Here is a 21279-nt window from a genome sequence, read left to right as displayed (position 1 = left end):
GTTCGCGACTGCGGGGCTCGCAACCCCGGCTCACTCCTCGCACTCACGATCCGCCCCGCTGTTCGACCAGTTCGGTGTCGACGTGCCCGAGCTCGGGCCGGGGCGCCAGCGGTCCGAGGTGGAAGACCACCTCGGCCGGCTCCTCACCGGTGTTGCGCAGCCGGTGCCGGACGTTGCGCGGCACGAACAGCGCCTCTCCGGCGCCCAGCGGCACCGGCTCGTCGTCCAGGTCGACGGTGATCGCGCCCCGGACCACGTAGAGGAACTCCTCGCTGTACGGGTGGTAGTGCTCGGCGATCCGCTCGCCCGGGCGCAGCGTCGCCACCCCCATGAAGCCCGAGGTGCTGCCGACGGTCTTCGGGCCGAGCAGCACCCGCAGTTCGCCGCCGCGGCGGCTGTCCGGCGCGACCTCGGCGGCGGCGACCAGCCGCAGGGCGTGCTCACTCATCGCCGGCTCCCGTCGCCCGCTCGACGCCGGCCAGCCGTTCGATCTTCTCCTTGATGACGGCGAGCTGCACCGCGCTGTTGGCGTTGATCCGGTCGGTCATGCCCGCGTCGTCCACCGGCGCGGTGGGCTTCATGGCGAAGTCCTGCACCCAGGTCATCCGGGTCCCGCCGGGCTCCTCGGCGTAGCGCCAGTGGATGCGCATGTACTCGAACGGCCCGGTCTCCACCCGCCGGGCGTCGACCTGCCGGGTGGTGGGATCGGCGGTGCGTTCGCTGACCCAGCTCCACACCGTGCCGTTCTCGTCGGGGTGCATGGTGAGCCGGAACCGCACGGTGTCGCCGTCGCGGTGCAGGATCTCCGCGCGGGCGTACTCGGTGAACAGCTCCGGCCAGTTGGCGACGTCGTTGGTGACGTCCCACACCAGTGGCAGCGGCGCGGCGATGAGGATGCTGTTCTCGGTGTGTCCGGGCGTCCCGGCGCCGCGGGCGACCAGCTCGGCCACGCCCGCGATGCTGAGCTGTCCGGCCTGCTCGGGGATCTGCACCTGCCACCGGTCGGCGACCACGGCGGAGAGTTCCAGCAGCGCCAGCGAGTCCATGCCGAGTTCCTCCAGGGACGCGGCCGGGGCGCGGGCGGCGGCGTCGGCGTCCAGCCCGCAGTTCGCCACCAGGATGTCGGTGATCTCGGCGGTCAGCGGACGGCCATGGGTGACGGTCATCGGTGCCTCCTGTGGTGTGCGTCGGGCGGACCGGCGAGCAGTTGCTCGACCAGGCCGGTGGAGTAGCGGCCCTTGCGGAACCCGGCGTCGTCGAGCACCCGCCGGACGAACGGGATCGTGGTGCGGACCCCTGGGCCGGCGATGTCGAACTCGTCGAGGGCGCGTTCCAGCCGGTTGAGCGCGAGTTCCCGGTCCGGCGCCCAGACCGCCACCTTCGCCAGCAGGGAGTCGTAGTGCGGGCCGAACAGGTAGCCGGCGTGGCCGTGCGTGTCGACCCGGGTGAACGGGCCGCCGGGCGGGACGAACCGGTCCAGCCGCCCGGGCGTCGGCGCGAAGTCACGGTCCGGGTCCTCCACGTTGACCCGGCACTCGACGGCCACCCCGTGCGGCCGGATGTCCTCCTGCCGCCAGCGCAGCGGCACCCCGGCGGCGATGTGCAGCTGCTCGTGCACCAGGTCGATTCCGGTGATCATCTCGGTGACGGGATGCTCGACCTGGATCCGGCAGTTGATCTCCAGGAAGTGGAACCGCTCGTCGGGGTCGACGAGGAACTCCACGGTGCCGGCGCCGGTGAAGCCGGCGTGCAGGGCCCCGCGCAGCGCGCACTCCGTGATGGCCTCCGCGGTGCCGGCCGACAGCGCCGGGGCGGGCGCCTCCTCCACCAGCTTCTGGTGGCGGCGCTGTACCGAACAGTCGCGGGTGCCCAGGTGCACGCCGTTGCCGTGGGAGTCGCAGAGCAACTGCACCTCGACGTGCCGGGCGCCGGTCAGGTACCGCTCCACGTACACCCGGTCGTCGCCGAAGGCGGCCTGGGCGGCGGCCCGGGTCCGCGCGTACGCCCGGGGCAGCTCCGCCGCGGTGGCGACCACCGTCATGCCCCGGCCCCCGCCGCCGGCCGCCGCCTTGACGATCACCGGGTAACCCACCTCGGCGGCCACCTCCGCCGCCGCGGCGGCGGTGGGCACCGGCGCGACGCTGCCCGGCGGCAGCGGCAGCCCGGCCCGGCGCATCGACGCCCGCGCCGAGGACTTGTCGGCCAGCACCGACATCACCTCGGGTGGCGGGCCGATGAAGGTCAGGCCGTTGTCGGCGCAGATCTCGGCGAAGTCGGCGTCCTCGGAGAGGAACCCGTAGCCGGGGTGCACCGCCTGCGCGCCCACCTGCCGGGCCGCCTCCACGATCGCGGCGGCGTTGAGGTAGCTGCGCCGGCTGGGCGGCGGCCCGATCCGCACGGCCTCGTCGGCCAGGCGTACGGCGGCGGAGTCGGCGTCCGCGGTGGAGTAGACCACCGCCGTACGCACCCCCAGCTCGCGGCACGCGCGCAGCACCCGCAGGGCGATCTCCCCCCGGTTGGCGATCAGCACCTTCTCGAACATCGCGGCCCGCCCCTCACTCCGGATCCAGCGCGACCAGCGGCTGGTCGTACTCGACCGGCTGGCCGTCGGCGGCGAGGACCTCGGCGACCCGGCCGCCCCGGTCGGCGGTCACCTCGTTCATCAGCTTCATGGCCTCGACGACGCCGACGACCTGCCCGGGCCGGATCAGGTCGCCGACGGCGACGAAGGGCGCGGCACCCGGTTCCGGGGCGCGGTGGAACGTGCCGACGATGGGCGACCGCACGGCGTACCGCTCCGGCGGGGGCGCGTCGGTCGACGGGGGTACCGGGCTCGCCGTGGGGGCGGTCCCGGCCGGGGCGGCGTGCCACTCCACCTCCAGGACCGTGTCGCCGCCGCGCAGCCGGATCCGCCGCAGCGGGCCGGGCAGTTCGGCCACGAGGTGCCCGGCGTGCCGCCGCAGCCCGGTCAGCACGACGTCCACGCGGTGCCCCGCCTCCTGCGGCGCCGACCGGGCCTCGGGCACCGGCCGAGCCTCAGGCACCGGCCGAGCCTCAGGCACCGGCCGAGCCTCAGGCACCGGCTCCGGGTTGGACGCTGGTGGCACGGCGGCCCGGATCCCGCCGGCGCTCACCGGGCACCTGCCCGGGCACCGAGACGGGCGGCGCCGAAGCTCCGGAAGCGCTGCCGCCGGCGGCGGACCAGCGTGGCGGGCGGCACGTCGAGCAGCGGCAGCAGGTGCGCCAGCACCGCCTCGCGCAGCGCCCGGGCGGCGCCGGCCGGGTCGTGGTGGGCGGCCGGGGCGGGCTCCGGGACGAGGTCGTCGACGATCCCGAGCCGGCACAGGTCGGGCGCGGTCAGCCGCAGGGCACGGGCCGCCTGCGGCGCGGCGCCCCGGTCCGGCCAGAGGATGGCCGCGCAGCCCTCCGGGCTGATCACCGAATAGACGGCGTGCTGGAGCATCAGCACCCGGTCGGCCACCGCGAGAGCCAGTGCCCCACCGCTGCCGCCCTCGCCGGTGATCACGGCGACGACGGGGGTGGGCAGCACGGTCAGGGCGAGGATGTTCTCCGCGATGGCCGCCGCCTGGCCCTGTTCCTCGGCCCGCACGCCGGGATCCGCCCCGGGGGTGTCGACCAGCGTGACCACCGGCAGGCCGAGACGGGCCGCGAGCCGCACCAACCGCAGCGCCTTGCGGTGCCCCGCCGGGCTGGCCATGCCGAAGTTGCGCCCCACCAGCTCGGCGGTGGTATGTCCCTTCTGGTGCCCGACCACCATGACGGCCCGGCCGTCGAGCCGGGCCAGGCCGCCCACCACGGCCGGACAGTCCCCGCCGAGGCGGTCGCCGTGCAGCTCGACGAAGCCGTCGAACGCCGTCTCCAGGTAGTCCAGCGTGGTCGGACGGCCGGGGTGCCGGGCCAGCCGTACCGTCTCCCAGGCGTCGCCGCCCGGGCCCGGCGCCGTCGCGGCGACGGCCCGGCCGGCCGGGCGCGCCACCAGCGGCGACGGCTCCTGACGGGGTACGCCGGCACGGGACGCGGGGCGGCGGCCCGCGCGGGCGGCGGCGAGCAGCGCCACCAACCGTCCCCGCAGGGCGTGCCGGGGCACCACCATGTCGACCTGGCCGTGCCGCAGCAGGAAGTCGGCGGTCTGGAAGCCCTCCGGCAGGTCCCGGCCGGTGACCTGCCGGATCACCCGGGGGCCGGCGAAGCCCATCCGCGCGCCGCTCTCGGCGAGCACTACGTCGGTGTTGGTGGCGAACGAGGCGGCCACGCCCCCGTACGTCGGGTCGGTGAGCACGCTGACGGTGAGCAGGCCGGCCTCGCGCAGCGCGGCGATCGCCTGGCTGACCGTGGCCATCTGCATCAGCGACAGGGTGCCCTCCTGCATCCGCGCCCCACCGGAGGCGGTGACGAGGACCAGCGGAATCCCGTCGCCCAGGGCCCGCTCGGCCGCCAGGGTGACCAGCTCCCCGACGACGCAGCCCAGGCTGCCGCCGAGGAACCGGAAGTCCATCACGGCGAGCACGCACGGGTGCCGCCCGAGCGTGGCGGTGCCGCAGACGACCGCCTCGTGAAGCCCGGTGCCGACCCTGGCCGCGGTGAGCCGGTGCGGGTACGGCAGCACGTCGACGAAGCCGAGCGGGTCGTCCCCGGCCGGCCGGTCCGGCAGGGCGGTGAACGACCCCGGGTCGACGAGCTGGAGCAGCCGCTCGGGTGCGTCCACCCGGGCGTGCGCCCCGCACTCGGGGCAGACGTCGAGGTTGCGCCGCAGGCGCTTGCGGTACAGCAGGGTGGCGCAGCCGCCGCACCGGGACCAGGGCTGCCCCTGCCGGGGCGCGGTGGCGGTCACGACGACCGACCGACGGGCGCGGCGTCGAAGCGGTAGAAGCAGCGGGCCATGGCGTCGCGCGGCTCCCGCCACGTCGGCAGGTACGGCGACACGTACGGCCGCAGCCGGGCGCTCACCCGGGCGAACTCGGGGTGTCCCCGCGCCGCCTCGACCGCCGTCCCGCCCGACGTCTCCGTCTCCAGCAGGTGCACGTACAGGTCACCCAGCCGGTAGAGCGACCGGTGCCGTACGCCGACCAGGCGCGGCAGCTCGGTCGCGTCGGACTCGGCGAAGATCTCGGCGACGCGCGCCTCGGCGCTCGGCACCACCTTCGCGACGATCAGCGAACGCTCCATGGGCGGGCCTCCCTCCACGGCATCCGGCGCCGGTGACGAGGGCACCGGCCGAGCCGGACGACTGGCGACACGATGCGGCCACCGGCGTCACGGCGGCGTCACCGGCGACCGTCCGACGGCGACGCAGCCGTCGTGACGCTGCGTTGACGCTTGGTGTGCATCCGCTGTGCGATGCCGATCGCCTCAGTGGACTATCCGCAGTTCGAAAGGGTTTTCGTGGACACCGGCAGGCAAGCGCGATCCCGCACAAGACATTGACCCAGAGTGACCACGATTGATAATCTTCGTCACGGTCAGCCCGGCGGCCGCGGCGTGCGACGCCGTGCCGCGGCGGAGCGCCGACAGTGGGGTCATGGGCAGCCGCGCCGGGGACAGCAGACGAGTCGGGACGAGCGTTCCGCAGGGGGTGCCGCCGTGGCCGCTGATCCGTCGCCGCCGACCACCGGGTGCCGTGACGACGGCGAGATCTCCCTGCACCTGCTCGGCGGGTTCCGGCTGCTGCACGGCGACGCGCCGGTGGTCGTGCCGCGGGGCCTGCAACGGGTCCTCGCGTTGATCGGCCTGCGCCCCGGCGCCACCCGCAGCCACCTGGCCGGCCTGCTGTGGCCCGAGGCGCCCGAGGATCGGGCGCTGTCGTCCCTGCGTACCGCGCTGTGGCGGCTGCGACAGGACCCGTGCTGCCCGATCATCACCTCCGGCGACACCGTCTCCCTCGGCCCGGTCGTCCGGGTCGACGTCGACGCGCTCGTCGGCACGGCGGCGAGGGTACGCGACGGCGACGACCCCTGCGCCGTCGCCGCGCTCGCCGCCGGCCGGCACGACCTGCTGCCCGGCTGGTACGACGACTGGGTGCTGGCCGACCGGGAGCGGCTGCGCCAGCTGCGCCTGCACATGCTGGAGGAACTGGCCGGTCAGCACCTGTCGGCGGGTCGCCACGGCGCGGCGCTGGAAGCCGCGCTGGAGGCGATGGCCGCCGAGCCGTTACGCGAGACGCCCCACCGGCTGGTGGTGCGCATCCACCTCGCCGAGGGCAACGCCTTCGAGGCCGTGCACGCCTTCTACGTCTACCGCGACCTGCTGCTGCGGGAACTGCGCCTGGAGCCGTCGGCGGCGATGACCGCCCTGCTCGACGACACCCTCGCGCCCATCCGGCAGGCCACCCGCGGCACCCCGGCCGGGCCGGGCCACACACCGACCACCCGGGTCGCGCCCCGGGCGCGCTGAGGCGGCGTCACCGGCGCGGCGACGGGTGTGACGGACAGGTGACAGTCGCCGGGGCACGGTGGGCCGCACAACAGTCCGTGGGCTCCGTCATGGTCGCGGAGCACCACCGGCGAGAGGGGTCCCATGAGCCGTCTTCTGATCGTCAGCAGGATCATCCCGGGCGCGGAGGGTCGGGTGGCGCAGATCTTCGCCGAGTCCGACGCGACCGAGCTACCCGCCCTCACCGGAGTCCGTCATCGATCCCTGTACTGCCTGCACGACCTGTACGTACACCTCATGGAGACCGCCGAGGTGGACCCGGACGCGTTGGCCGACGCCCGCAACCACCCGCTCTACCGCCAGGTCAACGAGCGGCTCTCCGCGCACACCACGCCGTACCTGCCGACCTGGCGCTCGCCGCGCGACGCGATCGCGGGGTGCTTCTACCGGTGGGACGCCGCCGACGCGGCGTCGTCGTCGCAGCCGGCCGGCTGAACGAGGGGCTGTCGCCATGTCGTCCAGACCACCCCACGTCCTGATCATCGGGGCCGGCACCGGCGGGCTCTGCCTGGCGCACGGCCTGCGCCGGGCAGGTGTCAGCGTCGCCGTCTACGAGCGGTACCGCACCCGCGGCGAGGGGCTGCTCGGCTACCGGGTCGGCATCGGACCGACCGGGAGCCGCGCCCTGCGCGAGTGCCTGCCCCCCGCCCTGTTCGACGTCTACCTCGCCACCTGCGCCCGCTCCCCCCGCTACTTCAACGTCATCACCCAGGGGATGCGGCGCACGGCCTCGTTCACGCTCCGGCCGGACACCGACCCGGTGAACACCGAACGGTCCGTGGCCCGGATGACCCTGCGCCAGGTCCTGCTCACCGGCATGGAGGACGTGGTCCACTTCGACAGGACCTTCACCCGGTACGACCAGCACGACGACGGCTCCGTGACCGCGCACTTCGCCGACGGCAGCACCGCCACCGGCGACCTGCTCGTCGCCGCCGACGGCACGCACTCGGCGGTGCGCCGCCAGTACCTGCCGCACGCGGTCACCCGCGACGCCGGCACCATCAACATCGCCACCCGCATCCCCCTGACCCCGCACACCCGGGGGCTGCTGCCCGAGCGGATCGAACAGGGCATCTCGCTGATCTTCGGTACCGGCGGGATGATGGGCGTGCTGCACGTGATGGACTTCAAGTGGGACCGCGACGGGGCGCTCAAGCCCGGCGTCGACCCCGCGGACGCCGAACTGCTGCGCGGGTGGCCGGGGCTGCGCCACGACAACACCCGCGACAACATCAACCTCGTCGTCTGGAGCACGGCCCGCCGGTTCCCGGCGGACGTCATGCAGCGCCGTGGCGAGGACCTGGTCCTGCTCGCCCTGCGGCTCACCCGCAACTGGCACCCCCGCCTGCGCGAGCTGCTCGCCCGCAGCGACCCGGGCAGCGCCCTGCCGATCAAGGTGGTGACCAGCGAACCGGTGCCGCCCTGGAAGAGCAGCACCGTCACGCTGCTCGGCGACGCCATCCACACGATGACGCCGGGACGCGGGGTGGGCGCCAACACGGCCCTGCGCGACGCCGCCCTGCTCTGCCGGCAACTGCGGCAGGCCGCGGCCGGCGACAAGACGCTGCTGCAGGCGGTGGCCGACTACGAGGCCGCGATGGTGCCGTACGGCTTCGCCCGGGTCGCCGACTCGCTCAACCGCAGCGGCACCAGCGGGGACGACCGGATGTACAAGCCGGTCGTCGGCCGGCTCGCGCTGCTCGGCGCGCGGGGCTACTTCGGCGTCACCAGCCGGGTGCCACGGCTGGCGCGCCGCTTCGTCGACGACTTCTACAGCTACCGGGGCGAGGAGGACTGACCGTGCGACCGGAACCCCGGCGCCGCCACGGGCGCCGGGGTCTTCCGCGTACCGGCCCGTCGGGTGCGCCGGCACCGGCCGCGACGTGCGGACGGCGACCCTGCGTCGCCCACCGGACACCACCGGTGCGGACCGTCCCACCGCCACGGTGAACGTCCGGTCCTGCCGGCCGGCGACATCCGGCGTGTGCGAAGCTGCGGCGAGTTTTTCTCGCGGGTTTCCAAACGTGAACGATAGGGAGGTTTGCCGTGGCGTGGTCTTTCGGGCACTGGCTGATACTGATCGTGGCCCTCGTGGTGGGTGTGGCGGGCGGCTGGTTCTGGCGCGGTCGGCAGGACGCGGCGGCCGCCACGCACGACTCCCCCATGGTGGACGGTGACCCGGTCGCCGGGATGACCGCCGTGGTGGTCGATCCGCCTCCCGTCGCCACCCTGGACGAAGAACGGCCAGCCGCGACCGTGGACCACGCGCCGGACGCGGTCGCCGACCGGGTCCCCGCCGCACCCGGGGCGGAGGCCCCCGCGGACGCCGACCCCGCCACCGCCGCGCCGGCCACGGTCGTCACGGCCGACGCGTCCCGGACCGACGAGGTCGACCCGGCCGACATGGCGCTGACCGACGACCCGGTGCCGGCGCCCGAGACCGACCCCGCACCGCAGCACACCGCCACCGACGCCCGGCCGGACCACGAGCTCGTCCTGCCGGTGGCGGCCGAGGTCACCGGCCCCGTCGACCGCCGACCCGCGCAGGAGCCCACCGCGGCCACCGAGCCGCAGGACGTTCCCACCGCCACGGCGCAGCCCGTCCCGGCCGCCGTCACCCCGTCGCCGGCGAGCGCGCCCCTGACCCCGACCGAGCCGGAGTCCCTCCCCACCGCCGCGTCTCCCGTCGAGCCGGAGCCGGCCGACATCCCGGCCGAGCCGGAGCCGACCCGCGCCACGCCCATCGAGCCGGAGCCGACCCGCGCCATCCTGGAGGAGCCGACCCGCACCACGCCCGTCGAGCCGGCCCCGGCGGCCGCCACCGCGGACGAACCTGTCACGGCTGTCGGGGCACCCGCCGAGCCGGAGCAGACGCCGGCCGAGGTACCGGCCGAGCCGGTGGTCGTGCCGTCGCCCCGCGGCGAGGTGACCACCCCGGACGCGAGCGATTCCGACGCCGCCGACGACTTCCGGCGGATCCAGGGCGTGGGCCCGAAGATGGCCGCGGCGTTGCAGGCCGCCGGCATCCGGACGTACCGGCAGCTGGCGGAGCTTGACGAGGCCGCCCTGCGGGAGACGATCCGGGCAGCCGGGCTGCGGGGCGCGCCGAGCCTGGCCACCTGGCCGCAGCAGGCGAAGGTGCTCGCCGGCGCTCCGCAGGAGGCGGCCACCGCCCTGCCGGCCCCCGTGGGTGGCACCGACGCGTGACCGGCGCCGCCCCGGTCGCCCGCCCTTGCCTTCGGCTTCGGGGACGGCACCACCGCACGACCGACCGTCGCCGACAGCGCGGCGCCCGTACGAGGGGCGCCGCGCTGTCGGCCCTGCACGGTCCGGCGGTGCGACGCGGTCTTCTCTCCGGCGGCCCGTCCGTTGCGTCCGCCGGACCGTCGGCAGCTCGGCGACGACGCCGTTAGCCGTTCACCGCGATTGGGTACAACGAGCAGCACCTCGATCCACCACACACCCTTGCGGAGGCAGCGATGCGCGGCACGTCGATATTCGGAGTACTGCTCGTCATATGGCTGATCATCGGCGCGGTCGCCGCCGGGCAACGCGGCTACTACAACAACGACGACACGAACTGTGCCGAGGCCGGCACGATCCTGGTGACCATCGTGGCCGGGCCGCTCAACTACATCGGGGCCAACCCGAAGGTCGACTGCGAACTGCCCCAGCCGTCCAAGTAGGACCCCCGTCCCCCGGCCCGCGCCCCCACGGGGCGCGGGCCGAGCCGTGTCCGGGCGCCTCTCGCGGCGCGCCCCCGCTGCGCACCGTGCCGGTCGTCGGCGCCGCCGCCTCTCCCACCGCTGTCGCCGGCGGCTCGCGGTCAGGGCATGGCGATGTCGGTCCCGCCCCGTCCGATCCCCGGACGGCTCCGCGTCGTCCCGGCCGACCGGACGCGCGTCCGAGCGCACCGGTGGGCGGTGGTCGTGGCGGGCCACACCCCGCGTACGGCATCCTAGGAGGCTGGGTTTCCGGGGATCGTCGTGCCGCTGCCGCTGCGGAACCAGGAGATCATCCGCCAGGCCGTCCGGGCCGAGCAGGTGGGCTTCGAGCGCGCTCGGGGCGATCGCGGCGAAGAGGAGCTGATCGGCCTGGCCACCGGGGTCACCTGCCCCACCGTCACGTGGGGGCCGTCCGCTCCTACGCCGAGGCCGGCTACGACCACGTCGTGCTGCGGGACGCCGGCCCCGACCCGGACGGCTTCCTCGACTTCTTCGCCGGCGACCTCACCGCGCGGCTGCGCGCCCTCGGCTGAGCCGGCCGCACCGCACGACACGCACCCGGGGCGCCCGGCCCGTCCACGGGCGCACGCCGACGCGTCCGGCCCCGCCCGCGGTGACGGCGGGACGGGGCCGGATGCGTCGGCGCATCGGGCGGGCCACCCGGTCGGGGCGGCCCGCCGGGTTCAGCGGAAGCAGTTCGCGACCGGCACCCGGCTGCCCTCGCAGTTGGTGGGCTCGTTGTCGATGATGTCGGTCTCGTCGTCGACCTTGACCCGGGCCTTGTCGGCGAAGAGGCCGCCCGGCTTCACGGTGGCGACGTTGCCGGCCACCCGACTGGAGTAGAGGGAGACCTGGCCGAGCGTCGCGAAGATGCCGCCGCCCGTGGACTTCGCGCCGACGGCGTGGTTGCGCTCGACCTCGCTGCGGCGCACCAGGAGGTTCGACTTCTGGGCGTGGATCCCGCCGCCCGAGCCCCGCGCCGTGTTTCCCGAGACGACGCTGTCGTCGAGCGGGAGCAGGCCCTGGAAGGTGGAGATGCCGCCGCCGTTGCCCGTGGCGGTGTTGTCGCGTACCTCCAGGCCGCGCAGGAAGATCAACGCGTCCGAGTTGGCGATGCCGCCGCCGGTCTGGGCGGTGTTGCCCACCACCTTCGTGTCGGCGACCCGGGTACGGGCGGAGAAGCTGGCGACGCCGCCGCCCTGCGCCGCGTTGTTGTGCGCGAAGGTGCTCGAGCGCACCTCGGCCGCGCCCCGGTAGTTGGCGAGCCCGCCGCCGTACGCCACGGCGCTGTTGCTGCGGAACTGCGAGGTCTGCAGGCTCATCACGCCACCGTTGAGCAGGCCCCCGCCCTTGCCCGCGGTGCCGGCGGCGTGGTTGTCGACGAACGTGCTCCCGCTGACCACCAGGTGACCGTCGTTGAAGATCCCGCCGCCGCCCCCCTCCGCCGACAGGGAGGTGCTGCCCACGATGGTGGTGCGCTCGACCACGGCGGACGCGCCGTGCACGACGTGGATGCTGCCGCCCTCGGCGGCGGAGAGACCGTTGCGCAGCAGCACGTCGGAGAGCGTCAGCTCCCCGCCGTCGCGGACGGTGAAGAACCGGAACGCCTCGGCGTGCACGTCCCGGACGATGGTGGCGCCCTCGCCCCGGATCGCGATCGGGTGGTAGATGACCGGCAGCCCGGCCCGGTCGTGCCGCGGATCGCGCGGGGGCGCCTCGGCGTCGCCGGGGTTCTCCGCGCTGTCGGCGGCCTCCCGTGCGTCGCGGATGCCGCCGTCGTAGTCGTCGGGCTGCTGGAAGGCGTGGGTGAGCTCGTACGTGCACTTCGACGCGAGCCGCAGGTCGGCGCCGCCGTCGGCGTTGGCCCGGACCAGCGCCGAGATCAGCTTCGCGGAGTCGCACGGGACCGCCACCTCCGGGCGCTGTCCCTGCCCCCGGCGCCCGGGGTGGCCCTCCGGCTTGCCGCCGCGACGCTCCTCGCGGGCCTGGTCGCGGTCCTCGACGGCCTGGCGCTCCCCGGACTGGTCGTCGGCCCGCAGCGCCATCGACGGCGCGTCCGCGGCGGTGGGAGCGACCCGGTCGGCGGCCACGGCGGCGACACCGGCCAGCCCGGCCGCCCCCGCCACCAGGCTGCCCGCCACGAGACCGCCGGCTAGGAACCACCGCGACCGCCGCCCGGGTGGTGCCGCCCGCCGGTCTCCTTGATACGTCGTCATCAGGCTTCCCTGCCTCTCGCGCGTACGTGACACGGCCGCGTCGAACGGGACGCGGTACGGCTGACGTCGCGACAGCCGCCGAAGGTCACGTTACGGGCGCTAATCGGGCAAGTCCGGCGAACATGAATAAACGTATTATTCGCCTTGGCGAGGGCGAAAGAGGAAGGGACCCGGGACCCGACGGCCCCACGGCGACGTGGCGCAACACCGACCGGTCAGCCGCCGACGTGGATGCCGGGCCGACGGGCCGGGTCCGGCTCGGACTTGCGGATGATCTCCCGCACCACCGGCGGAGTGTCGCCGCGGCCGAGGATCAGGTACCGCAGCAGGTGCGCCAGCGGATCCCCCTCCGACCACTCGAAGTGCGCGTGCGGGCGTACGCCGGTGGCGTCGCGCAGCGCCAGCAGGATCGCCGCGATCGCGTTGGGGACGGCCGGGCTGGCGGCCCGCAGCACCCGGAAGCCGCCCACCTCGACGCCGTGCACCCGCAGCACCTGGCTGAACTCCGACGGGTCGACCACCTCGATCTCCAGGAAGAGGATGTCGCCCTCGCCCGGCACGGGATTCATCCCCCGCTGCGCCCGCTCCTTGACCGTGTACTCCTTGACCGCGCCGGCGGCCCGCTTGTGGGCGATCAGGTGCAGCCGGCCGTCGTGCGCGAGTGACTCGGCGATGAACCGGCGGGCCGGCTCGTCGAACTCGATCCGTTCCGTGCGCAGCTCGGTGGTGCGACTCACCCGCGAGACCAGCGAGACGACGACGATGCCGAAGATGAACAGCGCGGAGATGGCGATGCCGTCCGGCTTCGCGATGACGTTCTCGGCGAGCGCGTACAGCAGGACCAGGGTGAGCACGGCGAAGCCGACGGCCGCCAGGCGCTGCCGGCGGCGGGCCGCGGAGATCGTGACCGCCACGGCGGCGGAGACCATCATCGCGAGGATGCCGGTGGCGTACGCCCCGGCCTGGTCGTTGACGTCGGCCCGGAACACCAGGGTGATCGCGACGCTGACGACGGTGTAGACGATCACGACCGGCCGTACGGCCCGGGCCCACTCCGGCGCCATGCCGTAGGTGGGCAGGTAGCGGGGCACGATGTTGATCAGACCGGCCATCGCGGAGGCGCCGGCGAACCAGAGGATCAACGCGCTGCTGACGTCGTAGACGGTGCCGAACCCCTCGCCGAGACGCTCGTGGGCGAGGTACGCCAGCGCCCGGCCGTTCGCGGCCCCGCCCGGCTCGAACTCCCGGGCGGGGATGAGCACCGTGGTGACGAGGGTGGTCGAGACCAGGTACACCGACATGATCAGCGCGGCGGCGGTGAGCAACCGGCGGGTGTTGCGGATCCGCGCCGCCAGCCGCGCCTCCCGGTCGGCGCCCGCCCCGGCCACCAGCGGCATCATGCTCACCCCGGTCTCGAAGCCGGAGAGCCCCAGCACCAGCAGCGGGAACGCCAGCACGGCGGTCAGCGCCACCTCGCCCGGGCCGCCACCGGCGGTCAACGCGGCGGTCCAGTCCGACAGTGCCCGCGTGTCCGCCGCGATCCCGGCCAGCCCGTCGGCCACGATCAGCGCGTTCAGGACCAGGAAGACCGCGACCAGCGGAACGGCGACCGCGACCGCCTCGCGGAAGCCGAGCAGGAAGACCCCGCCGAGGACGAGCAGCAGCACGACCGTGACGCCGACGGCGACGCCCGTGCCGCCGAAGCCCTCGGGCACGTGCGGGTTCTCCAGCAGGTGCACGGTGGCGTCGGCCGAGGAGAGGGTGATCGTGATGATCCAGGAGGTGGCGACGAAACCGAGCAGCACCAGCACGAAGATCTTGCCCCGCCAGAACGGCAGCAGCCGCTCCAGCATCGCCACCGAGCCCTGCCCGTTCGGGCTCTCCCGGGCCACCCTGCGGTACATGGGCAGCATGCCGAACAACGTCAACGCGACGATGAGCAGGGTGGCCAGCGGGGAGAGCGCCCCGGCAGCCACCGCCGCGATCCCGGGCAGGTACGACAGGGTGGAGAAGTAGTCCACCCCGGTCAGGCACATGACCTGCCACCACGGGTGCGAGCGGGCCTGTCCCTCCGCCGCCTCGGGGCCGACCGGCTGCACCCGGTGGGCGAACAGCCAGCGCCGCAGCGGGCTCAGCGGCGCGGCGGGCCGGGCGGGGCTGGCCTGTGCCTCCGGGACGGTGACCGGGCGCCCGGCACGACCGCCGGGCCGGGTCGGGTCCCGGGCGGCGCGCAGGTCCCGTGGCGGCCCGGCGGGCGGCGGCCGGCGACCACGCGTGCGTCGCGGCCTCGGCCCGTGCTCGTCCCGCATGTCCCGTCCCCACCCTCGGCGGTCCTGACCCGACCGTAGGCGGTCGCCGGCGCGCCGCCCGCCGGAACGGTGAAGCCGGGACGGCTCAGTCGCCGTGGGGCGCGGACAACGCCCGGGCCAGGGCGTCGGGGTCGGCCACGGTGAGCGTCGCCCCGGGATGCCGGACCCAGCTGCCGGGCAGCACGGCGGGCACCGGCTCGGCGAAGCGGAGGCAGAGTCCGCTGGCGGTGCTGCTGGCGAAGGTGACGCCGGCGTCGGACAGCGAGACGCGTGTGCCGATCGCCCGCCACCACCGGTACGGCCCGGTGGGGGCGACGCCGACGACGTTGCGCCGGGCCGTGCGCAGCCGCCACGGGCCGAACCGGACCACCAGCTCGGCCCGGTCGACGTCGACCCAGGCCGTCGCCGGCCGCACACCGATCAGCGCGAGCGCAGGCCGGAAGAGCGGGTCGAAGCGGAACGCGAACCGGCTCGCCTCGCCGGTCATCGCGCACCGCCCCGGCCGGTACGGCGCGCCTCGCCCGGTCGGGCGGGACGGGACGGGGCGGTGGGACGGGGGCGGGGTCGGGCGGCGGGCCGACGGGCCGGGTCACTCATGGCGCGGGCGTACCCCGTGCGGGCCGGCCGACACCCCCCGGGCCGGCCGGCCCCGCGAACCCTGCGCCCCGCCCCGGCGTACCCCCCGGCCGGTCGTGACGCCCCTCCACCACGGGCCCGCGCCCCCGACGGACCGGTCCCCGGCCCACCGGGGACGTGTCCCCGCGCTCCGCCTGCCGGTGCGCAGCGCGGGGACCCCCCGTCACGGCTACTGCAGGAACGCCCCGAGGGGCGAGAGCAGCAGCCGGCCGAGCGCCGCGGCGGTGTCGTCCAACCGCGCGCGCTCGCACTCGTGGGCGGCCGGGTCGTGCCGGCACCGCCAGATCTTCTGCGCGTTGCGCCAGGCGACGTCGCGGGTGTACTCGACCAGTTCCCCCTGGTACCAGTCGTCGATGTCGCCGTTGAGCATGTCGATGAGCAGCTGCCACCGCTCCAGGTAGCCACGTCGCAGCCCGGGGATCTTGTCCGCGAAGATGTTGTTGATCTCCAGGTAGTCGCGGTGCTGGTCGGTGCCGTCCACCGGCTCCGACTCCAGGCTGTCGAACGTGGTCACCAGCGCGAACGGCAGGTCGAAGTTGATGTGCGCGTTGACCCCGGCGGCCGCCGACGGCAGCGGCCGGGCGTCCGGGCCCCGCATCCGCTCGAACAGGCAGGACCACGCCTTCGGCGTGCCGGGGCTGGAGTCGGTCCACAGCCGCATCGCGTCGAAGTAGCGGGCGGCGAACTCCACGTCCAGCCGGGACAGGAACACCGGATCGGCGAACCGGTCGTCGTAGAGGCCGTTCAGCACGCTCTCGGTGATCGTCAGGTACAGCCGGTTGAAGTCGGCCAGCGGGCAGCTCGCCTCCAACGGAGGCAGCCGGACCAGCATGTCCTGGAGCTTGGTGAGGTGGTCGACGACCGCCGGCACATCGGCGGGATGGTCCGCGAGCAGATCGACGACGTCCCGATGCACGGGCCCCCATACCGGTTCGGCCATCTCTCCTCCACTGCGGTTCCCGGCACCCCGTGCCGTCGGCGACGCAGCACACACTGCCAGCCGGCGGTGGTCGGCCGGATCAGTAGAACGACGTATCCCCGCCGTGCGTCAGCCGCGCCGGTTGCGTAGGAAGATCGCGCTGGCCTGCACCCGGGTGCGGACCTGGAGCTTGTCGAAGATGTGCGACACGTGCACGCCGATGGTGCGTTCGCTGATGAACAGCCGCTGGCCGATCTCCCGGTTGGTCAGCCCCTCGGCGACCGCGGCGAGCACCTCCCGCTCCCGGGCCGTCAGCGCCGCCAGCTCGTCGCCGTCCGCGCCGACGGTCGGGCCGCCCGCGGCCGGGCGCTCCTCCAGCGACACCCGCGCCCGACCGGCGAGGGTACGGATCTCCGCGGTCAGCGGCGCCGCGCCGAGCCCCTGCGCCACCTCGTACGCCTGCCGCAGCAGCTTCGCCGCCGTGGCGCTGCGCTTGCGCCGGGCCAGCAGCGCCTCGGCCTGCCGCAGCCGCGAGTACGCCGCCGGATAGGGGTGGTGCCGGCGGTCCCACTGCGCCACCGAGCGGGCCCACAGCTCCGGATCGCTGCTGTCGAGGCGGCTCACCTCGGCGGCGCAGAGCGCCAGGAAGCCGTCCACCACGTCGCGCACCGGGCGGGCGGCGTGTTCGCTCTTGCGGGCGACCCGGTCGGCCACCTCCCGCAGCCGCCGTACCGCCGTCGGGTCGACGGGCACGACGCGGCTGGCGTGCGCCTCGGCCTCGGCCCGCAGGCCGTGCCAGACCAGCGCGGCGAGGATGCCCACGTCGTCGGAGCGGCTCTCGGTCAGGCCGCGCTGCACCGTCTGCCGGGCCAGGTCGTGGCGGCCCTGCCACATGGCCAGCCCCGCCCGCAGGGTGAGCAACGGGATCACGTGCCGCGCCCCGCCGCCGGCGAGCACCGTGGCGACCGCGTCCAGGTCGCGGTCGGCCGCCTCGATGTCGCCGTAGCCCACCGACAGCCGGCAGCGCGCCAGCAGCAGCTCCACCGCGTCCGCGCCGGAGGGCCGGTGCCGCAGCGCCGCCGCGACGACCTTCTCCGCCTCCGCCCACTGGCCGACCCGGAACAGCCCGTTGGTGGCGATGGCCAGCAACCGGGTCTCGTACGTGCGGCCCAGGCCCAGTTCGGCCACCCGCTCGGCGCCCCGGCGGGCGACGACGACGCCCTCCTCCAGGACATTCAGCGGGCCGGTCAGCAGCTCGGCCAGGTGCAGGTACGCGCACGCCACGTCCTCCGGGCGGCCGGCACGCTCGGCGATCTCCACCGCGCGCCGCATCACCGCCAGCCCGGCGTCCGGGTCCTCCAGGTAGGCCTCGGAGAAGCCGAGCGCGGCGCTGGCCAGCACCACCTCCGACGTGGAGCCCGGCACCTCGGCGGAGAGTTCCAGCGCCTCCCGGGCCCGCCGGCCGGCGTCGGCGTAGCGACCGAGGTGCAGCAGCAGCTCCGCCAGGTGCGCCGCGGCGGTGGCCCGCTCCCGGGGCGTGCAGTCGGCGGCCTCCAGGGCCCGCTGGTACTCCGCCTCCGCCGGGGCCGACCGGCCGGCGGCGGCCAGGTAGCGGGCCCGACGGATGTGCAGCGCGCAGGCCGACGGGTCGGCGGCGGCGGCGGCCAGCTCCTCCAGCAGGGCCAACGCCCGGGCGTGCTCGCCGCAGTGGTGGGCCGCCTCGGCGGCGTGCCGGAGCAGGGTGACCCGGTCCACGTCCGGCGCCGTCACGCCCGGCGCGGCGGCCAGCTGCAACGCGGCCGACCAGTGCCGGTGCGCCTCGGCCCAGCCGTGCAGCCGCTCGGCCTCGCGGGCCGCCGCCATCGCCGCCGGCAGCGCCCGCGCCGGCTCGCCGGCCAGCCGCCAGTGATGGGCCAGGCGCGCCTGGTGCAGCTCGGCCGGGGCCGCGGTGAGCGCCTCGGCGTAGCGGCGGTGCAGCGCGGCCCGCTCGGCCGGCAACAGCTCGTGCTCCAGCACCTCGGCGACCAGCCGGTGCCGCAGCCGGTAGCCGTCGTCGGCGCTCACCAGCAGCCGGTGCGCGACCGCCGCCCGGGCGGCCTCGATCAGCTCGTCCTCGGGCAGCCGCACCACCCGGGCCAGCAGCCAGTGCTCCACCGGCTCGACGCCAGCGGCCACCGCGTGCACCACGGCGTGCGCGTGCTGCGGCAGCGCGTCCACCCGGGCCAGGAAGATCTCGCGCAGCGTGTCGGAGAGCCCGTCCCGGCCGTCGCGCAGGTCGCGGGCCAGCTCCTCCACCACGAACGGGTTGCCGCCGCTGCGCCGCCACACCAGCTCCGCCGCCTCACCGGCGAGCGGGCGGCCGACCACGACGGCGGCGAGCTGGTCGGTGCCGGAGCGGTCCAGCGGGGCCAGGTCGAGCACCCGCACCGTACGCAGCCGGCGCAGCTCCGTGAGCACCCGGCGCAACGGGTGCGCGCCCTGCAACGACTCGGCCCGTACCGCCGCGAGCACGGACAGCTGGAGGTCGCCCAGCCCGGCCAGCAGGTAGAGCAGGAGCTGCCGGGTGCTGCGGTCGACCCACTGGAGGTCGTCCAGCACCAGCACCAGCGGCCGGCCCTCGGCGATCAGGTGCAGCCCCTGCGAGACCCGCTCCAGCAGCGCCCCGGCGCCGTCCGGGCCGGCGGTCTCCTCGGCGAACATCCGCAGGAGCCCACGGACCGCCGAGGAGGTCCGCGCGTGGGCGCCGGTCGGCTCGGCGTCGAGGCGACGCAACGCCTGCAGCAGCGGGTGCAGGGGTGACGCGTCGCCGATGTCCAGACAGGAGCCGGTGAGCACCAGGGCGCCAGCGTCGCGCAGCCGGGCGCCCACCTCGCGCAGCAGCCGGGTCTTGCCGACGCCGCTCTCCCCGGTGAGGAAGACGGCGGCGGTGTGCCCCTGCCTGACGTCGTCGAGCAGCACGGATCGTACGGTCGTCACCAGGTCGGCCCGGCCGACGAGTGGTGCCGTGTCCACTTCGCTGGCCATGGCACGCAGCCTAGTCCCAGGTCCCGCGCCGTTCCACGGGTCTTTCGCGCCTGTGGTACTCCCCGCGTCGACATCCCGACCGAAGTTCGCGCAGGCCCGACATACGTCGTTCGGCAGATCCCCCGTCCGCCGATCGGTGGCAGTGTCCGAGGCGTCGTCAGCCACCGCGGGGAAAGGCGGGTGCGATGCCCATACCCACCATCGTCGCCGTGCCGCGGCGCCTCACGTCGGCAGGCTGGCCGGTGCCGGAGGAGAAGCGCCTGGTCACCGTGCTCTTCGTCGACATCGTCGGGTCGACCGCGCTCGTCGACCGGCTCGACCCGGAGGACGTGCGGGCCCTGCAACGGGCGTACTTCGGCACCGTCGCCGCGGTGCTGCACCGGTGGCACGGGGTGGTCGAGAAGTACGTCGGCGACGCGGTGATGGCCCTGTTCGGGGCCCGCCGGTCCGACGGGTTCGACGCGTACCGGGCGGTGCGGGCGGCCCTGGAGATCCAGGGTGCCCTCGACCGGCGACCGCCGCCCGGCGCGCCGCGCCTGCGGGTGCGGGCCGGGGTGGCCACCGGCGAGGCGCTGGTGGACCTCGCCGCGGCGCGCGACGGCGGGCACGGCGTGGCCAGCGGCGCGGTCATCACCACCGCCGCCCGATTGCAGGAGTACGCCCCGCCGGGCGGGGTGGCGCTCTGCGCGGCCACCCACCGCGCCACCGTGGGCCTGATCGAGCAGCGCCGCGTGCCGCCGGTCGCCCCGGCCGGCAAGGCGCTGCCGGTCGACGTGTGGCACGCCACCGGCACGGCCCGACCGGCCCCGGCCCGGCACGAGGGGCCGCTGGTCGGGCGGCGACGGGAACTGGCCGCCGCCCGGGACCTGATCGTCCGGACCGTCCGGGAGCGCAGCCCGCGCTGGCTGTCGCTGGTCGGCCCGGCCGGCAGCGGACGCAGCCGGCTGCTGCACGAGCTGACCCGGGCGGTGCGGACCGTGGACGGGGTGCCGGTGCGCTGGTGCGTGGCGCACTGCCCGCCGTACCCGCGTCCCCTGGCACCCGTCGCGGACCTGGTGCGCGGGCTCGCCGGCCTGCGCGACGACGACCCGCCCGCGACCGTACGGCGACGGCTCACCGCCGCCCTCACGGAGCTGGTGCCGCGCGCCGCCCTGACCGAGGCGCTGTACGCGTTGCAGGCGCTGCTGGCCGCGCCGGACGACTCCGGCGAGGCGGCCCGGGGCGCCGAGGTGGCACGGGAGGTGCTCCTCGGGCTCGCCGCCCGGCAGCCGGTGGTGGTGGCGGTGGACGACGTCGACCGGGCGACGGCGGCGCTGGGCGACTTCCTGCGCCGGCTCTTCGCGGCGGCCACCGCGCGGTCGCTGCCGCTGGTGCTCGTCGCACTGCACCGTCCGGAGTGGGCGGACGCGCCGCCCGGTCCACGGGGCCGGCGGCACCGGCTGGCGGTGCCGCCGCTGCGCCCGGTGGAGAGCGGACGGCTCCTGCGCCATCTGCTCGGCCGGGCCGGCCGGCCGGTGACGGCGGTCGCCCGTCTGCTGCCGCTGGTCGGGGGCAATCCGGGACGGGCCGGCGCGTACGTGGCGTCGCTGGACGCGTCGCCGGGCGTGCCGGAGGCGGTGCGCCGGGAGGTCGACGCCCGGCTGGACCGCCTCGACGGGGCGCGACGGGCCGTGCTGATGGCCGCCGCGACCGTCGGCGCGGAGGTCACCGCCGCGACGGTGGCGCGCCTGCTCGACTGGGCGCCCGGGCGGGTCGCCCCGGTGCTGAGCGCCCTGGCCTCGACGGGGCTGCTGGTCCCCCGCCCCGACGGCCGGTACGCCGTCGCCGACCCGGTGGTCCGCGAGGTCGCGTACGCCCGGCTGACGCGGGCGGCGCGGGCCGCGTTCGCCCGCCGGACCGGGCGGCCGGCGCCGGGGGCCGCGACGTCCGTGCCGGCCGCCGTCGGCGCCTGCGCCGCCCCCGTGCCGCCGGTGCCCGTACCCGCCGATCGTCCGCCG

Annotated in this window: 18 protein-coding genes; 7 read left to right on the top strand and 11 right to left on the bottom strand. The window is 75.5% G+C overall.

The features are described 5' to 3' along the window. Nucleotides 1-43: 43 nt before the first annotated feature. The 6 genes from V6U77_RS15160 to V6U77_RS15135 all read right to left on the bottom strand — a co-directional run bounded on the left by V6U77_RS15160 (nt 44) and on the right by V6U77_RS15135 (nt 5187). Nucleotides 44-448, bottom strand: coding sequence for a cupin domain-containing protein (locus tag V6U77_RS15160; RefSeq protein WP_334606960.1), 405 nt, complete (start codon nt 446-448; stop codon nt 44-46). Continuing rightward, nucleotides 441-1166, bottom strand: a complete 726-nt coding sequence (locus V6U77_RS15155) for an SRPBCC family protein (RefSeq protein WP_334606959.1) — start codon at nt 1164-1166, stop codon at nt 441-443. The genes V6U77_RS15160 and V6U77_RS15155 overlap by 8 nt, the downstream gene beginning before the upstream one ends. Continuing rightward, nucleotides 1163-2542 carry an acetyl-CoA carboxylase biotin carboxylase subunit gene (locus V6U77_RS15150; RefSeq protein ID WP_334606958.1) on the bottom strand — a complete coding sequence of 460 codons (1380 nt, stop codon included), beginning with the start codon at nt 2540-2542 and terminating at the stop codon, nt 1163-1165. The genes V6U77_RS15155 and V6U77_RS15150 overlap by 4 nt, the downstream gene beginning before the upstream one ends. Nucleotides 2543-2555: 13 nt before the next feature. Further along, complete coding sequence (locus tag V6U77_RS15145; RefSeq protein WP_442934437.1) at nt 2556-3026, bottom strand: acetyl-CoA carboxylase biotin carboxyl carrier protein; 471 nt, start codon at nt 3024-3026, stop codon at nt 2556-2558. A gap of 104 nt (nt 3027-3130) precedes the next feature. Beyond that, nucleotides 3131-4852: an acetyl-CoA carboxylase carboxyltransferase subunit alpha gene (locus V6U77_RS15140; protein ID WP_334606957.1), complete on the bottom strand. Its 1722-nt coding sequence runs from the start codon at nt 4850-4852 to the stop codon at nt 3131-3133. Next, the gene (locus V6U77_RS15135) at nt 4849-5187 is read right to left on the bottom strand and encodes a TcmI family type II polyketide cyclase (protein ID WP_334606956.1); all 339 of its coding nucleotides are present in this window, start codon (nt 5185-5187) and stop codon (nt 4849-4851) included. The genes V6U77_RS15140 and V6U77_RS15135 overlap by 4 nt, the downstream gene beginning before the upstream one ends. A gap of 414 nt (nt 5188-5601) precedes the next feature. Here V6U77_RS15135 and V6U77_RS15130 point away from each other — a divergent pair, with 414 nt between their 5' ends. From V6U77_RS15130 to V6U77_RS15105, 6 genes are all read left to right on the top strand, one after another. Beyond that, a complete protein-coding gene (locus tag V6U77_RS15130; protein ID WP_334606955.1) occupies nt 5602-6411 on the top strand; it encodes an AfsR/SARP family transcriptional regulator in 810 nt (269 codons plus the stop codon). A gap of 123 nt (nt 6412-6534) precedes the next feature. Beyond that, nucleotides 6535-6885, top strand: coding sequence for a TcmI family type II polyketide cyclase (locus tag V6U77_RS15125; protein WP_334606954.1), 351 nt, complete (start codon nt 6535-6537; stop codon nt 6883-6885). Nucleotides 6886-6901: 16 nt separating this feature from the next. Then, nucleotides 6902-8251, top strand: coding sequence for an FAD-dependent oxidoreductase (locus tag V6U77_RS15120; RefSeq protein WP_334606953.1), 1350 nt, complete (start codon nt 6902-6904; stop codon nt 8249-8251). Nucleotides 8252-8499: 248 nt separating this feature from the next. After that, a complete protein-coding gene (locus V6U77_RS30055; RefSeq protein ID WP_442934436.1) occupies nt 8500-9660 on the top strand; it encodes a helix-hairpin-helix domain-containing protein in 1161 nt (386 codons plus the stop codon). Nucleotides 9661-9932: 272 nt separating this feature from the next. After that, complete coding sequence (locus V6U77_RS15110) at nt 9933-10139, top strand: hypothetical protein (RefSeq protein ID WP_334606952.1); 207 nt, start codon at nt 9933-9935, stop codon at nt 10137-10139. Between the two features lie 440 nt (nt 10140-10579). Then, on the top strand, nt 10580-10711 hold the full coding sequence (locus V6U77_RS15105) for a hypothetical protein (RefSeq protein ID WP_334606951.1): 132 nt from the start codon (nt 10580-10582) through the stop codon (nt 10709-10711). 150 nt (nt 10712-10861) lie between these two features. On the opposite strand, the gene V6U77_RS15100 is transcribed toward V6U77_RS15105, so the two are convergent. The 5 genes from V6U77_RS15100 to V6U77_RS15080 all read right to left on the bottom strand — a co-directional run bounded on the left by V6U77_RS15100 (nt 10862) and on the right by V6U77_RS15080 (nt 19282). Beyond that, nucleotides 10862-12394: a hypothetical protein gene (locus tag V6U77_RS15100; protein WP_334606950.1), complete on the bottom strand. Its 1533-nt coding sequence runs from the start codon at nt 12392-12394 to the stop codon at nt 10862-10864. Nucleotides 12395-12609: 215 nt separating this feature from the next. Then, nucleotides 12610-14703, bottom strand: coding sequence for an amino acid transporter (locus V6U77_RS15095; protein ID WP_334606949.1), 2094 nt, complete (start codon nt 14701-14703; stop codon nt 12610-12612). 85 nt (nt 14704-14788) lie between these two features. After that, nucleotides 14789-15190 (bottom strand): hypothetical protein, encoded by a 402-nt coding sequence (locus V6U77_RS15090; protein ID WP_334606948.1) that lies wholly within the window; start codon nt 15188-15190, stop codon nt 14789-14791. 318 nt (nt 15191-15508) lie between these two features. Beyond that, a complete protein-coding gene (locus V6U77_RS15085) occupies nt 15509-16279 on the bottom strand; it encodes a DUF5995 family protein (protein ID WP_334606947.1) in 771 nt (256 codons plus the stop codon). A gap of 108 nt (nt 16280-16387) precedes the next feature. Beyond that, the gene (locus V6U77_RS15080; RefSeq protein WP_334606946.1) at nt 16388-19282 is read right to left on the bottom strand and encodes a helix-turn-helix transcriptional regulator; all 2895 of its coding nucleotides are present in this window, start codon (nt 19280-19282) and stop codon (nt 16388-16390) included. 185 nt (nt 19283-19467) lie between these two features. Here V6U77_RS15080 and V6U77_RS15075 point away from each other — a divergent pair. Next, nucleotides 19468-21279 (top strand): AAA family ATPase (locus V6U77_RS15075; protein WP_334606945.1); only part of this gene is annotated, 1812 nt, incomplete at its 3' end.

This window comes from Micromonospora sp. CPCC 205546, assembly GCF_036902715.1.
Lineage (GTDB): Bacteria > Actinomycetota > Actinomycetes > Mycobacteriales > Micromonosporaceae > Micromonospora.
Note: the sequence above shows the minus strand (reverse complement) of the source record. Positions and strands in the feature narration are given on the sequence as shown.

What these genes read in the sequence shown, in the direction of transcription:
- V6U77_RS15120 (WP_334606953.1), top strand. Translation starts at nt 6,902, where the DNA reads ATGTCGTCCAGACCACCCCACGTCCTGATCATCGGGGCCGGCACCGGC.
- V6U77_RS15090 (WP_334606948.1), bottom strand. Translation starts at nt 15,190, where the DNA reads ATGACCGGCGAGGCGAGCCGGTTCGCGTTCCGCTTCGACCCGCTCTTC.
- V6U77_RS15135 (WP_334606956.1), bottom strand. Translation starts at nt 5,187, where the DNA reads ATGGAGCGTTCGCTGATCGTCGCGAAGGTGGTGCCGAGCGCCGAGGCG.
- V6U77_RS15110 (WP_334606952.1), top strand. Translation starts at nt 9,933, where the DNA reads ATGCGCGGCACGTCGATATTCGGAGTACTGCTCGTCATATGGCTGATC.
- V6U77_RS15150 (WP_334606958.1), bottom strand. Translation starts at nt 2,542, where the DNA reads ATGTTCGAGAAGGTGCTGATCGCCAACCGGGGGGAGATCGCCCTGCGG.
- V6U77_RS15155 (WP_334606959.1), bottom strand. Translation starts at nt 1,166, where the DNA reads ATGACCGTCACCCATGGCCGTCCGCTGACCGCCGAGATCACCGACATC.
- V6U77_RS15100 (WP_334606950.1), bottom strand. Translation starts at nt 12,394, where the DNA reads ATGACGACGTATCAAGGAGACCGGCGGGCGGCACCACCCGGGCGGCGG.
- V6U77_RS15085 (WP_334606947.1), bottom strand. Translation starts at nt 16,279, where the DNA reads ATGGCCGAACCGGTATGGGGGCCCGTGCATCGGGACGTCGTCGATCTG.
- V6U77_RS15095 (WP_334606949.1), bottom strand. Translation starts at nt 14,703, where the DNA reads ATGCGGGACGAGCACGGGCCGAGGCCGCGACGCACGCGTGGTCGCCGG.
- V6U77_RS15160 (WP_334606960.1), bottom strand. Translation starts at nt 448, where the DNA reads ATGAGTGAGCACGCCCTGCGGCTGGTCGCCGCCGCCGAGGTCGCGCCG.
- V6U77_RS15080 (WP_334606946.1), bottom strand. Translation starts at nt 19,282, where the DNA reads ATGGCCAGCGAAGTGGACACGGCACCACTCGTCGGCCGGGCCGACCTG.
- V6U77_RS15125 (WP_334606954.1), top strand. Translation starts at nt 6,535, where the DNA reads ATGAGCCGTCTTCTGATCGTCAGCAGGATCATCCCGGGCGCGGAGGGT.